The sequence below is a fragment of the Mesorhizobium sp. P160927 genome (assembly GCF_057766385.1).
The window spans coordinates 4200416-4212949 of the sequence record NZ_JBYMDW010000001.1 but is presented as its reverse complement, the minus strand read 5'-3'; the positions used below and the strand labels follow the sequence as shown (position 1 = coordinate 4212949).

Annotated in this window: 16 protein-coding genes; 11 read left to right on the top strand and 5 right to left on the bottom strand. The window is 62.5% G+C overall.

Going from position 1 to position 12534, the window contains the following annotated elements; translation table 11 throughout:
• The first annotated feature begins 143 nt into the window (after positions 1-143).
• Positions 144-668 (top strand): single-stranded DNA-binding protein, encoded by a 525-nt coding sequence (locus AC3CB8_RS20625; protein ID WP_023773877.1) that lies wholly within the window; start codon positions 144-146, stop codon positions 666-668.
• Positions 669-796: 128 nt separating this feature from the next.
• Positions 797-1222 (top strand): OsmC family protein, encoded by a 426-nt coding sequence (locus AC3CB8_RS20620; RefSeq protein WP_023783993.1) that lies wholly within the window; start codon positions 797-799, stop codon positions 1220-1222.
• A 17-nt stretch (positions 1223-1239) separates the two neighbouring features.
• Here AC3CB8_RS20620 and AC3CB8_RS20615 read toward each other — a convergent pair whose 3' ends face one another.
• From AC3CB8_RS20615 to AC3CB8_RS20605, 3 genes are all read right to left on the bottom strand, one after another.
• Positions 1240-1869, bottom strand: a complete 630-nt coding sequence (locus AC3CB8_RS20615) for a MarC family protein (protein ID WP_023795226.1) — start codon at positions 1867-1869, stop codon at positions 1240-1242.
• An 82-nt stretch (positions 1870-1951) separates the two neighbouring features.
• Positions 1952-2344 (bottom strand): VOC family protein, encoded by a 393-nt coding sequence (locus AC3CB8_RS20610; protein WP_352565310.1) that lies wholly within the window; start codon positions 2342-2344, stop codon positions 1952-1954.
• A 32-nt stretch (positions 2345-2376) separates the two neighbouring features.
• Entirely contained in the window at positions 2377-2910 is a 534-nt protein-coding gene (locus AC3CB8_RS20605) for a hypothetical protein (protein WP_352565312.1), read from the bottom strand.
• An 85-nt stretch (positions 2911-2995) separates the two neighbouring features.
• Between AC3CB8_RS20605 and AC3CB8_RS20600 the strand changes: the two genes are divergently transcribed.
• Together AC3CB8_RS20600 and gyrA are read left to right on the top strand one after the other, a co-directional pair.
• Entirely contained in the window at positions 2996-3826 is an 831-nt protein-coding gene (locus AC3CB8_RS20600) for a helix-turn-helix transcriptional regulator (protein WP_352565314.1), read from the top strand.
• Between the two features lie 235 nt (positions 3827-4061).
• Positions 4062-6860: a DNA gyrase subunit A gene (gyrA, locus tag AC3CB8_RS20595; RefSeq protein WP_023783996.1), complete on the top strand. Its 2799-nt coding sequence runs from the start codon at positions 4062-4064 to the stop codon at positions 6858-6860.
• A gap of 66 nt (positions 6861-6926) precedes the next feature.
• Here the strand turns inward: gyrA and AC3CB8_RS20590 are convergent, their stop codons facing one another.
• The gene (locus AC3CB8_RS20590) at positions 6927-7079 is read right to left on the bottom strand and encodes a hypothetical protein (RefSeq protein WP_023783997.1); all 153 of its coding nucleotides are present in this window, start codon (positions 7077-7079) and stop codon (positions 6927-6929) included.
• Between the two features lie 193 nt (positions 7080-7272).
• On the opposite strand from AC3CB8_RS20590, the gene coaD reads away from it, so the two are divergent.
• Genes coaD through tgt form a run of 7 tightly spaced genes read left to right on the top strand, consistent with a single transcriptional unit; the run spans position 7273 to position 11852 of the window.
• Positions 7273-7773 carry a pantetheine-phosphate adenylyltransferase gene (gene coaD / locus AC3CB8_RS20585; protein ID WP_015317718.1) on the top strand — a complete coding sequence of 167 codons (501 nt, stop codon included), beginning with the start codon at positions 7273-7275 and terminating at the stop codon, positions 7771-7773.
• Between the two features lie 15 nt (positions 7774-7788).
• The gene (locus tag AC3CB8_RS20580) at positions 7789-8376 is read left to right on the top strand and encodes a peptidylprolyl isomerase (RefSeq protein ID WP_352565317.1); all 588 of its coding nucleotides are present in this window, start codon (positions 7789-7791) and stop codon (positions 8374-8376) included.
• 27 nt (positions 8377-8403) lie between these two features.
• The gene (locus tag AC3CB8_RS20575; protein ID WP_015317720.1) at positions 8404-8916 is read left to right on the top strand and encodes a peptidylprolyl isomerase; all 513 of its coding nucleotides are present in this window, start codon (positions 8404-8406) and stop codon (positions 8914-8916) included.
• 12 nt (positions 8917-8928) lie between these two features.
• Positions 8929-9378, top strand: coding sequence for a DMT family transporter (locus tag AC3CB8_RS20570; protein WP_352565319.1), 450 nt, complete (start codon positions 8929-8931; stop codon positions 9376-9378).
• A 6-nt stretch (positions 9379-9384) separates the two neighbouring features.
• On the top strand, positions 9385-10470 hold the full coding sequence (gene queA, locus AC3CB8_RS20565; RefSeq protein ID WP_023795220.1) for a tRNA preQ1(34) S-adenosylmethionine ribosyltransferase-isomerase QueA: 1086 nt from the start codon (positions 9385-9387) through the stop codon (positions 10468-10470).
• A complete protein-coding gene (locus AC3CB8_RS20560) occupies positions 10460-10729 on the top strand; it encodes a hypothetical protein (RefSeq protein WP_023773869.1) in 270 nt (89 codons plus the stop codon). Before queA ends, AC3CB8_RS20560 begins: the two co-directional genes overlap by 11 nt.
• Positions 10722-11852, top strand: a complete 1131-nt coding sequence (tgt, locus tag AC3CB8_RS20555) for a tRNA guanosine(34) transglycosylase Tgt (RefSeq protein WP_352565321.1) — start codon at positions 10722-10724, stop codon at positions 11850-11852. The genes AC3CB8_RS20560 and tgt overlap by 8 nt, the downstream gene beginning before the upstream one ends.
• 6 nt (positions 11853-11858) lie before the next feature.
• Here the strand turns inward: tgt and AC3CB8_RS20550 are convergent, their stop codons facing one another.
• Positions 11859-12278, bottom strand: a complete 420-nt coding sequence (locus AC3CB8_RS20550; protein ID WP_352565323.1) for a DUF4864 domain-containing protein — start codon at positions 12276-12278, stop codon at positions 11859-11861.
• Positions 12279-12534 lie beyond the last annotated feature (256 nt).

Genomic DNA, 12534 nt, shown 5'->3' with positions numbered 1-12534 from the left:
CCTTGACAATCGGGGGCGGTGCATATAGGAACAAAAAGGGAACAAAAACGTTGTGGGAAAAGCCAGCCTTGGCAAGCGGCTGACGTGCGTAGCCTGTAAGGTGCTGCGACAAAAATTTGTTTCGGATAGCGCGGAGAAATATCATGGCGGGTAGCGTCAACAAGGTCATTCTGGTCGGCAATCTCGGCGCTGACCCTGAAATCCGCCGCCTGAACTCGGGCGAGCCGGTCGTCAACATTCGCATCGCGACGTCGGAAAGCTGGCGCGACAAGAATTCCGGCGAGCGCAAGGAAAAGACCGAGTGGCATAACGTCGTCATCTTCAATGAGGGCATCGCCAAGGTGGCCGAGCAGTATCTGAAGAAGGGTATGAAGGTTTATGTCGAGGGCCAGCTGCAGACGCGCAAATGGCAGGACCAGACCGGTGCCGACAAATATACGACCGAAGTCGTGCTGCAGAAATTCCGCGGCGAGTTGCAGATGCTCGATGCGCGTGGCCAGGGTGAGGGCGGTCAGGTTGGCGGCTACAGCGGTGGCGGCAGCAGCCGTGGTTCCGATTTCGGCCAGTCGAGCCCGAACGAAGGGTTCAACCGCGGTGGCGGCAACGCTCCCAGAGGCGGCGGTGGCGGTGGTTCGTCGCGCGAATTGGACGACGAAATTCCATTCTGATCGAAACCCGTACCAAATAGCGAATACCTTTGCTTGATATGCCCCGAGGGTCCGCATGGACTTTCGGGGTTTTGCATGGTGGTTTTGAACTGACCTTGGCGCGATCGGAGACGTAAAGAGGACTGGCGATGAAGGCACGGGTAAAATGGGTCGAGGAGCGCACCTTCGTCGGCGAGTCCGGCAGCGGTCACAAGGTCGTGCTGGGCACGGCGTCAAGCCCGGAAGGCAAGACGCCGGGACCGAGCCCGATGGAGCTGGTGCTGATCGGCACCGGCGGCTGCTCGGCTTATGATGTCGTCCATATCCTCGAAAAGGGCCGCGAGGCGGTCGAGGACTGCGTGATCGAACTCGACGCCGACCGCGCCGAGACCGACCCGAAAGTGTTCACCCGGATCCATATGCATTTCATCATCAAGGGCCGTGCGTTGTCGCCCGACAAGGTGAAACGCGCGATCGACCTGTCGATCGACAAATACTGCTCGGCTTCCGCCATGATGGCCAAGACAGCCACGATTACGCATGATTTCGAGATCGTCGATACGACGGCGAAATAGGGCCGTAGGTATACCGCTCAACCGGCCATCAGCGCCTTGATGCCATCTGCCACGAACTGCACGGCCAGTGCCGCCAGGATAACCCCGAGCAGGCGGGTCAGGATCGAGCGGCCGGTCTGGCCGAGGATGCGGTCGATGCGTTCCGACAGCACGAAGACCAGATAGGTTATGACGAGACAGACAAGAATGATGCCGACCAGGGCCGCCTGCGCCGCAAAACCCTGAAACGAGCCGGAGAGCAGCACCGTCGCTGAAATCGCGCCGGGACCGGCGATCAGCGGGATCGCCAGGGGGAAGGCGGCGATGTTGTGAATCATGTCCTTGGTGATGGCGACGTCGCCGATCTTTTCCTTGCGGTCCTGCCGGCGCTCGAACACCATTTCGAAGGCGATGAAGAACAGCAGGAACCCGCCGGCGACACGGAACGCGGGCAGGGTGATGCCGAACACCGACAGGATCGACGCCCCGGCCACCGCAAACAGCGCCATCACCAGAAAACCGATGACCGAGGCGCGCACGGAAACCTGGCTGCGCTCCTCGCGGTTCATGCCGCGCGTCACGGCCAGGAACAGAGGCGCCAGCCCAGGCGGATCGATGGTCACGAGAATGGTGACGAAGGCATTGAACAGGCTGTCGAAACTCGGCATTGCTGACCCCTCCCGCCGGGCCAAGCCCGTACCCACACTGGTAGAGCAAACCCCGGTCGGTGGGAACAGTCAGAACCGCAGGTTAGGCGGCAGCGCCGCAATAGGCCTCCAGGCGATAACCGTCCGGACCGACGACGAAGGCCGCGTCATAGTTCTCGCCATAATCGGCGCGCAGGCCCGGTGCGCCCTTGTCGCTGGCGCCTTCGCGCAGCGCCCCGGCATGAAAGGCAACGACGCTATCCCGTGTCGGCGCGGCGAAGCAGAAATGCAGGCCGGATCTCTCGTCCGCCGGCACCGGGCGCGCCGCCTCGTTGACCCATTGCGCGACAGCCTGGGGCGCGACAGCCTTGACACCATAGCCGAGCGAGCCCGGCGATTGGCTGACGCAAGTGAAGCCGAGGGGCCCCAGCGCGGCATCGTAGAAACGTTTGGAGGCGGTGACGTCGCGAACGCCGATCGAGATATGATCGAACATGGTTTTCTCCTTTAATACAAAGGGTTGTGATGTCATCTTTTAGATTGACGATGCGCCAGGAACTCGACCTCCATGCGCCAGTCCGCGCCGTCATGCGAGCGCTCGCCGAGCCATCGGAAGGAATTCTCGGTGATGCGCGAAAAGCTCCAGCGTACCGACGAACCGGTGCCGTCGGCGCCGACCTGCACGATCGTGTCGCCATCGGCGCGGCCGAGCTGGCGGCTGAAATACTGGTTGCGCGGGTCGCTCCAGAAGATGTGCCAGGCATCGACTCCGGGGTCATAGACTCGCAGCGTTGTTCCGTAAAAGGTCCATTTGCCGAGCGATGGCGAGGGGCCGGCGTCACGCGCGGGCAGGATCCAGACGTCCTGGATGGCGCGGCCTTCCAGCGCCCAGCCGAAATGCACCTCGCCGCGTCCGGTCAGCACCGTCCCGTCCTCGAGATGGCGCGCGGCGTCAAACGTCCAGGCACCCGCGAAGCGGCCGTAAAGGTTCAGTTTTTCGGCAAGCCCTTCGATCGGTCCGGGACTGTGCAAGGCTTCGGCAAATGTGGATTGGTCGAGCATGGCTGCGGCCTCTTCTTGTCAGGAGACCGCAAGCAATAGGTGCCGGCGGGGTTATGGGCTTGGGAAAAATTGCTATATTTCAGCCATGACGGCGACCGCGAATACCCTTGCATCCGGACCTGGCTGGCATGTGGCGGATGTGATCTGCACGGCCAGCGCCGGCGATCGGCCGTTCGAGGAAGTGCATAGAGATTTTTGCGTCGCGGCGGTCACCGGTGGCACGTTCCGCTATCGCGCACAGCAAGGCACCGCAATGCTCGCGCCAGGCAGCCTCCTGCTTGGCAATTCCGGCACATGCTACGAATGCGGGCACGAGCATGGCAGCGGCGACCGTTGCCTCTCCTTCCATTTCGGGCCGGCCTATATGGACCGGATCGTCGCCGACGTACCGGGCGCTGGGAAGCTGACCTTCGAGACGCCACGCCTGCCGCCGTTACCCGCCATCGCACCGCTGCTGGCCGAGGCGGAAGCCGCGCGCGACATTGCCGACGCAGGCGCCTTCGAGGAACTCGCCCTGCGCATGGCAGGTGCCGCCGTGGCGACAATCTCAGGCGCAAGGCACGCCAGTCGCGATCCAAGCCGCCGCGATCAGAAAAGGGTTGCCGAGGCGGTGAGGCGGATCGAACTGGATTCCGACGGACCGGTCTCGCTTCCAGCGTTGGCGGATGAGACCGCGACCAGTCCCTATCATTTCCTGCGCACCTTCCGGCAGGTCACCGGCATGACGCCCTATCAGTACCTGCTCAGGACCCGGTTGCATCGCGCGGCGGTGCGATTGCGCACGTCCAACGATGCCATCTCGACAATTGCTTTCGAGGCCGGCTTCAACGATCTGTCGACCTTCAATCGCCGGTTTCGACGCGTCATGGGTGAAACGCCGGGCCGGTATCGGTCCGGGCGCGTTGGCAGCCGCTGAAAAGTTGCCACGACCTCCAATTGATCGGCCGCGCGGCGTTCGTCTGGGGAAAACGGTCCATTGGCGGCTTTTGCCGTGCTGGCGGCGAAAGGGTTGTGGCCATATCGTCGCAATCAGTGGTATCCATTTGAAATTACCGCTAAAATTGACACTGGAAAAGTGCCCCGGACATTGGAGTTTCGGCCTCGCTTCCTATATAAGCAGCGAGTGATTCCTGATTAGATTGTGATCCGATTTGACCGACCAGAAGACACCGCGCGGCACAGACGGCGGCCCCAGCGGCATCGAGCCGATATCCATTATCGAGGAGATGCAGCGCTCCTATCTCGATTACGCCATGAGCGTGATCGTCAGCCGTGCGCTGCCCGATGTGCGCGACGGCCTGAAGCCGGTGCACCGTCGCATCCTCTACGCCGCCCATGAGAGCGGCTATCACTGGAATCGCAAATATGTGAAATCGGCGCGCCCCGTCGCCGACGTGATGGGTAAATACCATCCGCATGGCGACGCCTCGATCTATGACGCCTTGGTGCGCATGGCGCAGGACTGGTCGCTGCGCGTGCCGTTGATCGATGGGCAGGGCAATTTCGGTTCGATCGACGGCGATCCGCCTGCGGCGATGCGCTACACCGAATCGCGCCTGACCAAGGTCGCGCACGAGCTGTTGGAGGATATCGACAAGGATACCGTCGATTTCCAGGACACCTATGATGCTTCGGACACCGAGCCGAAGGTTCTGCCGGCGCGCTTTCCCAATCTGCTGGTCAACGGTTCGGGCGGCATTGCCGTCGGCATGGCCACCAACATTCCGCCGCACAATCTCGGTGAAGTCTGCAACGCCGCCATCGCCGTCATTGACAATCCGGCGATCGACCTGCCGGCGCTGATGGAAATCATTCCGGGCCCCGATTTCCCGACCGGCGGTATTGTGCTTGGCCGCTCCGGCATCTACAGCGCCTATTCCACCGGCCGCGGCTCCATCGTCATGCGCGGCAAGGTCAACATAGAGCAGCGCGGCAATGACCGCGAGTCGATCATCATCACCGAGGTTCCCTACCAGGTGAACAAGGCCTCGATGATCGAGAAGATGGCCGAACTGGTGCGCGACAAGCGCGTCGAGGGCATTTCCGATATACGCGACGAAAGCGACCGTCAGGGTTATCGCGTCGTCATCGAACTCAAGCGTGACGCCGTTGCCGACGTCGTCCTCAACCAGCTCTACCGGTTCACGCCGCTGCAGAGCTCCTTCGGCGCCAACATGGTGGCTCTGAACGGCGGCAAACCGGAGCTGCTGAACCTGACCGACATGCTGAAGGCGTTCGTCACCTTCCGCGAGGAGGTGATCAGCCGGCGGACGAAGTTCCTGCTGCGCAAGGCGCGGGACCGTGCCCATGTGCTGGTTGGCCTTGCCATCGCCGTCGCCAACATCGACGAGGTCATCAAGCTGATCCGCACCGCGCCGGACCCGCAGACGGCGCGCGAGCAATTGATGGAGCGGCGCTGGCCCTCGGGCGACGTTGAATCGCTGATCCTCCTCATCGACGATCCGCGCCACCGTATCAACGAGGACGGCACCTACAATCTGTCCGAGGAACAGGCTCGCGCCATCCTCGAACTGCGCCTGCAGCGCCTGACCGCGCTTGGCCGCGACGAAATCGCCGATGAGTTGAATACGATCGGCGACGAGATCAAGGACTACCTCGACATCCTGTCGTCGCGGGCGCGTATTCAGCAGATCGTCAAGGACGAACTCGCCGCCGTGCGCGACGAGTTCGGCACGCCACGCCGCACCGAGCTCACCGACGGCGGCGCGGACATGGAAGACGAGGATCTGATCCAGCGCGAGGACATGGTCGTGACGGTGAGCCATTCCGGCTACATCAAGCGCGTGCCGCTGTCGCTCTATCGAGCGCAGCGCCGCGGCGGCAAGGGCCGCTCCGGCATGTCGACCAAGGAAGAGGATTTCGTCACCCGGCTGTTCGTGGCCAACACACACACGCCGGTGCTGTTCTTCTCCTCGCGCGGCATTGTCTACAAGGAAAAGGTGTGGCGGCTGCCGATCGGCAACCCGCAGTCACGCGGCAAGGCCCTGATCAACATGCTGCCGCTGGAGCAGGGCGAGCGCATCACCACCATCATGCCGCTGCCCGAGGACGAGACCAGCTGGGGCGATCTCGACGTGATGTTCGCCACGACGCGCGGCACCGTGCGCCGAAACAAATTGTCCGACTTCGTCCAGGTCAATCGCAACGGCAAGATCGCCATGAAGCTGGAGGAGGAGGGCGACGAAATTCTCGGCGTCGAGACCTGCACCGACAATGACGACGTGCTTCTGACGGCGAATTCGGGTCAGTGCATTCGCTTCTCCGTCGGCGACGTGCGCGTCTTCCAGAGCCGCAATTCGGTCGGCGTTCGCGGCATAACCATGGCTGAAACCGACCGCATCATCTCCATGTCGGTGATCGAGCATGTCAATGCTTCACCGGCGGAACGCGCTGCTTACCTCAAGCGGGCGGCGTTGGAGCGGCGGTTTGCCGCCGAGACGGTCGGAGAGGAAGAAGAGATCGCGCTCACCAATGAGGAGATCGGCGAGGAGACCGAGCTTCCAGACGACCGCTACGAATTTCTCAAGGCGCATGAGCAGTACGTGCTGACGGTGACCGAATTTGGATACGGCAAGCGCTCATCGTCCTACGATTTCCGCCTGACCGGCCGCGGCGGCAAGGGCATCCGCGCCACCGACGTGTCGAAGGCGGCCGAGATCGGCCAGCTGGTGGCGACCTTCCCGGTCGGAAATGACGATCAGATCATGCTGGTGTCGGATGGCGGCACCGTCATCCGGGTACCTGTCAACGGCATCCGTTTCGCCAGCCGCGCCACCAAGGGCGTGACGATCTTCAATACGGCTGAAGGTGAAAAGGTGGTTTCGGTCGAGCGGATTTCGGAGCCGCAATCGGACGAGGAAGTGGAAGAGGCCGTCGAGGGTGGCGCGGGGTCGGATTCGACTGACAGCGGTCCGGATAACGCCGAATAGTCCTGGAGCAGATTTGACATAGCAACGCCGGCCTGTCGGCCGGCGCGGCAGCAAGTGCGGACTGTCTTAATAGTGGCGATACGGCTTGCGCAGGCCAAAGCCTTCGAAGCGTTTGGTGGTGGCCTTGACGCGGATGCGCTGTGCTTCCTGATGCAGCCCGAATAGCGTGGCGATCAGCATGGCGACGGTCATTGCGGTGGCGAGCATGTAGATCAGCATGTGCGTGTTCTCCTGCGCCTTACAACGGAGATATGGGACTTTGGTTTCATCTTATTAAGGGTGCAGCCTAGTGAACGCTGCGTGAAGGCTTCGTGATCAGCGTGTTCATCTGTCGTTCATGTGCCGAAAAGGTTCATGGGCCGCCTGCCAATCGGATTTGCCTTTGTGATAGAGGCTCGCTAGAAGCTCCGCCATGACCGAACGCATCGCCCTTTATGCCGGCTCCTTCGACCCGCTGACCAACGGCCATCTCGATGTGCTGAAAGCGTCGCTGGCGGTTGCCGACATTGTTTATGCCGCGATCGGCATTCATCCGGGCAAGAAGCCGCTGTTTTCGTTCGAAGATCGGGTGCAGTTGATCGAAGCCGCCGCGAAAGCCGAATTCGGCCGCGACGGCGCCCGCATCAAGGTGGTTGCCTTCGATGGCCTGGTGATCGATGCGGCCAGGAGAGAAGGCGCCTCGATCATGATCCGCGGTCTGCGCGACGGCACCGACCTCGACTACGAAATGCAAATGGCTGGCATGAACGAAACCATGGCGCCTGAGCTGCAGACGGTTTTCCTGCCCGCCAGCCCGTCGGTGCGCACCATTACCGCCACACTTGTGCGCCAGATAGCCTCGATGGGTGGCGACATCCGCCCCTTCGTGCCGGCGGCCGTGGCCGGCGCGCTCACCGCAAAATTCGCGAAATAAGCTCGGAGAACCCTCATGCAGCTCAGAAGGCTCGCCTCATTCTTTGTTGTGCTCGCCGGTCTCGTGACCGCATCGGTCTCGGCCTATGCAGCAGATCCGGAAAACACGATGATCATCACGCTGAAAGATGGCGACGTGACGATCGCGCTGCGACCCGATCTGGCGCCCAAGCATGTCGCGCAGATCAAGAAGCTGGTGCGTGACCATGCCTACGACAATGTCGCATTCCACCGTGTCATCGATGGTTTCATGGCGCAGACCGGCGACGTCAAGTTCGGCAACATGAACAAGGGCTTCAATGCCCAGGCCGTCGGCACCGGCGGCTCCGACCTGCCCGACCTGCCTGCCGAGTTCTCGCAGGCCGAGCATTACAAGCGCGGCGTGGTCGGCATGGCCCGTTCGCAGGATCCGAACTCCGCCAATTCGCAGTTCTTCATCATGTTCGGACCGGCGCCGCCGCTCGATGGCCAGTATACGATCGTCGGCAATGTCGTCAGCGGCATGGACCTGGTGGACAAGATCAAGAAGGGCGACGAGGCGGACAATGGCACGGTCACCGATCCCGACCGGATGATCAAAGTGCGCATCGCCGCCGACAAATAATTTCATTTTTACAAAAGGATATCTGACATGGCTGAGATCAAGGACCGCGAGAACGCGCTCATCATGGAAACGACCAAGGGCAAGGTCGTCATCGAACTGTTTCCCGATTTGGCTCCCGGCCATGTCGCCCGCATCAAGGAACTGGCGCGTGAAGGCGCCTATGACGGCGTCGTCTTCCATCGTGTCATCGAAGGCTTCATGGCGCAGACCGGCGACGTGAAATTCGGCAATTCCAGCAAGCCCAGCTTCGCGCCGTCTCGCGCCGGCATGGGCGGCTCGGAAAAGCCTGACCTGAAGGCCGAGTTCTCCAACGCGAACCACGGCCGCGGCACCTGCTCTATGGCTCGTTCGCAGAACCCGAACTCGGCCAATTCGCAGTTCTTCATCTGCTTCGACGACGCCGCGTTCCTCAACCGCCAGTACACGGTCTGGGGCCAGGTCATCGAGGGCATGGACAATGTCGACAAGATCAAGCGCGGCGAGCCGGTGCAGGATCCCGACAAGATCGTGTCGCTAAAGGTCGCGGCCGACGTCAAGTAAGGACAAACGACAATGATGGGCGTCGTCTGGTCGCTTCTCGGCATCCTGTCCGGCGCCTTCATTGCCATCCAGGCGCCGATCAATTCGCAGCTTGCGCGCGGCCTGGGTCTCCCCGTAGCTGCAGCCGCGTTTTCGTTCCTGTCGGGCGCGGTCGTGCTTGGCATCATCTCTGTCACCGTGGCGAAGCTGCAAGGCATCTCGCTCGACTGGAAGGCGCCGGCGCCCTGGCTGTTTGTCGCCGGCGGCATGCTCGGCGGCTTCTACGTCACGCTGTCGACGATCCTGACGCCGCGCATTGGTGCCGCCGCCCTGATGGCGTTCCTGGTGGCCGGCCAGTTGCTCGCAGGTATGCTCATCGACCGCGTCGGCTTCCTTGGCGTCGCCGTGCGTGAAATCTCGCTCGGCCGCGTCGCCGGCGCGGTGCTTCTGCTGGCCGGAGCGCTGCTCGTTCGGCTGTTTTGAGTCCCGATGCGCGTCGACATCTTTGACTTCGACTTGCCGGAGGAGCGCATCGCGCTTCGCCCGGCAGATCCGCGCGACAGCGCCAAAATGCTGGTGGTCAAGCCAGGCAAGGGGCTGGAGGACACGACGGTCGGCTGCCTGCCATCCTTGCTCCGCGGCGGCGACGTGCTGGTCTTCAACGACACCAAGGTCATTCCGGCGCAGTTGAAAGGCATCAGGCGGCGCGGCGAAGCACAGTCACAGGTCGAGGCCACGCTGCACATGCGCATGGCGCCGGACCGCTGGCTGGCCTTCATGCGGCCGGGCAAGCGCATTGCCGCCGGCGACCGCATCCATTTCGGCCATGACGGCAATTCCTGTTTCCTCGGCCAGCTCGACGCCACCGTGATTGAAAAAGGCGAGGGCGGCGAAGCGCTGCTCGGCTTTGATCTATCCGGTCCTTTCCTCGACGAGGCGCTGCACGCGGTCGGCCACATTCCGCTGCCGCCCTACATCGCCTCGAAGCGCGATGACGACGAGCGCGACCGTGCCGACTACCAGACCATCTATGCCCGGGAAGAAGGTGCGGTAGCGGCGCCCACCGCGGGCCTGCACTTCACGCCGGCGCTTTTCGCGGCGCTGGACGCCAAAGGCGTCGAACGCCGCTTCGTCACTTTGCATGTGGGCGCCGGTACGTTCCTCCCGGTCAAGGCGGACGATACCGCGGACCACAAGATGCATGCCGAGATCGGCTCGGTCAGCCAGGCGACCGCCGATGCGCTCAACGCCGTAAAGGCGAGGGGCGGGCGCATTGTTGCCGTCGGCACGACCTCGCTGCGCCTGCTCGAGAGTGCGTCGCGTGAAGACGGCACCTTGGCGCCATGGTCCGGACCGACCGACATTTTCATCACGCCCGGCTACCGCTTTCGCACGGCCGACATGCTGATGACCAACTTCCATCTGCCGCGCTCGACGCTGTTCATGCTGGTCTCGGCTTTCAGCGGCCTCGACACGATGCGTGCCGCCTATGCGCATGCCATCGAGAGCGGTTACAGGTTCTATTCCTATGGAGACGCCAGTCTCTTGTTCAGGGAGGAGAACGATGGACGATGATCTGCAAACCTTCGACCGCGACAGGCTGATCGCGGAAGTGAAAAAGCTGCGCGCCGGCATTCGCGCGCACCGGGATTCCACAGGTCATGATCTCTGCTGGCATCACCCCGATCTGTGGGACCTGCTGCCGGAAAAGACCGAGCCGTCAATCGCAGTGCCGCCCTGGCCAAAATTCATGCGCGGCTGCATCCAATACCGGATGGCGCTCGACGAGCAGGCGCCGGATGCTCCGGTATTCGACAAGGAATTCAATGGCTGAGAATTTCACCTTCAAGGTGTTGGCGACCGATGGCAAGGCGCGGCGCGGTCTGATCGACATGCCGCGCGGCGAAATCCGCACGCCGGCCTTCATGCCGGTCGGCACCGGTGGCACGGTCAAGGCCATGTACATGGACCAGGTGCGCGGCGTTGGCGCCGACATTATCCTTGGCAACACCTATCACCTGATGCTGCGGCCCGGGGCCGAGCGCGTCGCGCGGCTCGGCGGTCTGCACGAATTCGCCCGCTGGCCGCATCCGATCCTGACCGACAGCGGCGGTTTTCAAGTGATGTCCCTGTCGAAGCTGAGGAAGCTGACGGAAAAGGGCGTCACCTTCCGTTCGCACATTGATGGTGCGGCTTACGAGATGTCGCCGGAGCGCTCGATCGAAATTCAAGGTCTGCTCGATTCCGACATCCAGATGCAGCTCGACGAATGCACCGCGCTGCCGGCCGAGATCAAGGAGATCGAGCGCGCCATGGAACTGTCGCTGCGCTGGGCGGAGCGCTGCAAGACGGCGTTCGGCGACCAGCCGGGCAAAGCGATGTTCGGCATCGTGCAGGGTGGTGACAACGCGGCGCTCAGGGTGCGCTCGGCACAGGCGCTGAGCGCGATGGAGCTCAAGGGCTATGCTGTCGGCGGCTTGGCCGTCGGCGAGCCGCAGGCGGTGATGCTCGACATGCTCGACATCACCTGTCCCGAACTGCCAGATAACAGGCCGCGCTATCTGATGGGCGTGGGAACCCCGGACGATATCCTCAAATCGGTTGCGCGCGGCATCGACATGTTCGATTGCGTGATGCCGACGCGGGCCGGCCGGCACGGCCTGGCCTATACGAGGCGCGGCAAGGTCAACCTGCGCAACGCCCGCCATGCCGACGATCCGCGCCCTCTCGATGAAGAGAGCGACTGCCCGGCAGCCGGGGATTATTCGCGTGCCTATCTGCACCATCTGGTGCGCTCGCAGGAGGCGCTCGGCGCGATGCTGCTGACCTGGAACAACCTGTCCTACTACCAGAAGCTGATGCAGCACATCCGCGCCTCGATCGAAACCGGCACCTTCGAGACGCGCGGGGCCGAGATCAGCGAAGGCTGGGCGGGGGGCGATATCCCGGCGCTGTAAACCCGTTCAGGTGCTGAGCGAGTTCGACGCCCGCAGGCTGCAACCGGTGATCCGGAATGTGCCGTCAGGCTGCTGCTGCAGCGTGTACACCGCCTCGTAATCCTTGCCGTCCGGGCCGACGATCAGTACCTGCTGGACGATAGAACCGGGACCAGTCTGCTCGACCTTGCCGAAAGCGTAGGACTGGGGTTTGCGCACAGGCGGGTAGCCGTTAGTCACCATATTCATGAAGGCATCGACAGTCGGGAATATCTGCTTCACGTTCGGGGCGGCAAAGCTGTAGGCCTTGGCGCCGTTATCGGCGATGAGGGCCTTCAACTGACCGTCGATGACGGACTGACCAGCCTTGATCTCGGCATCTCCGGCAAGCGCCTGGGAAGCCAAAATGAGCGAAACGAACGCGAATGCGAAAAAGCCGCGGCGCATGGCTTGTCTCCACCGTCCCTCGAACCGCCTCCAGAAAAGTTTCCAGGAGACACCCTAACATACGCGCGCGGGCGCTTCACGGTTTCAGCGGCCGCCAATATTCGTCCCGCCCCGGTGCAGAAGCCATGCACGAACGATATTGCAGGGCACGCCGGCGCTAGTGATCGGCGGCAGGCTGTCCAAGAGCGGCATGCCGGTTGCGGAGCCGCGCGAGAGGCGGTGGCCAGGGCCCGCGCCGGCTAAGTGCGCATTCCAG

Bases quoted from the DNA above. Each gene is read 5' to 3' on its own strand.
- AC3CB8_RS20550 (WP_352565323.1), bottom strand. From the start codon at position 12,278: ATGCGCCGCGGCTTTTTCGCATTCGCGTTCGTTTCGCTCATTTTGGCT.
- tgt (WP_352565321.1), top strand. From the start codon at position 10,722: ATGGCTGAGAATTTCACCTTCAAGGTGTTGGCGACCGATGGCAAGGCG.
- coaD (WP_015317718.1), top strand. From the start codon at position 7,273: ATGACCGAACGCATCGCCCTTTATGCCGGCTCCTTCGACCCGCTGACC.
- AC3CB8_RS20625 (WP_023773877.1), top strand. From the start codon at position 144: ATGGCGGGTAGCGTCAACAAGGTCATTCTGGTCGGCAATCTCGGCGCT.
- queA (WP_023795220.1), top strand. From the start codon at position 9,385: ATGCGCGTCGACATCTTTGACTTCGACTTGCCGGAGGAGCGCATCGCG.
- AC3CB8_RS20580 (WP_352565317.1), top strand. From the start codon at position 7,789: ATGCAGCTCAGAAGGCTCGCCTCATTCTTTGTTGTGCTCGCCGGTCTC.
- AC3CB8_RS20620 (WP_023783993.1), top strand. From the start codon at position 797: ATGAAGGCACGGGTAAAATGGGTCGAGGAGCGCACCTTCGTCGGCGAG.
- AC3CB8_RS20605 (WP_352565312.1), bottom strand. From the start codon at position 2,910: ATGCTCGACCAATCCACATTTGCCGAAGCCTTGCACAGTCCCGGACCG.
- AC3CB8_RS20575 (WP_015317720.1), top strand. From the start codon at position 8,404: ATGGCTGAGATCAAGGACCGCGAGAACGCGCTCATCATGGAAACGACC.
- AC3CB8_RS20560 (WP_023773869.1), top strand. From the start codon at position 10,460: ATGGACGATGATCTGCAAACCTTCGACCGCGACAGGCTGATCGCGGAA.
- AC3CB8_RS20600 (WP_352565314.1), top strand. From the start codon at position 2,996: ATGACGGCGACCGCGAATACCCTTGCATCCGGACCTGGCTGGCATGTG.
- AC3CB8_RS20590 (WP_023783997.1), bottom strand. From the start codon at position 7,079: ATGCTGATCTACATGCTCGCCACCGCAATGACCGTCGCCATGCTGATC.
- AC3CB8_RS20610 (WP_352565310.1), bottom strand. From the start codon at position 2,344: ATGTTCGATCATATCTCGATCGGCGTTCGCGACGTCACCGCCTCCAAA.
- AC3CB8_RS20570 (WP_352565319.1), top strand. From the start codon at position 8,929: ATGATGGGCGTCGTCTGGTCGCTTCTCGGCATCCTGTCCGGCGCCTTC.
- AC3CB8_RS20615 (WP_023795226.1), bottom strand. From the start codon at position 1,869: ATGCCGAGTTTCGACAGCCTGTTCAATGCCTTCGTCACCATTCTCGTG.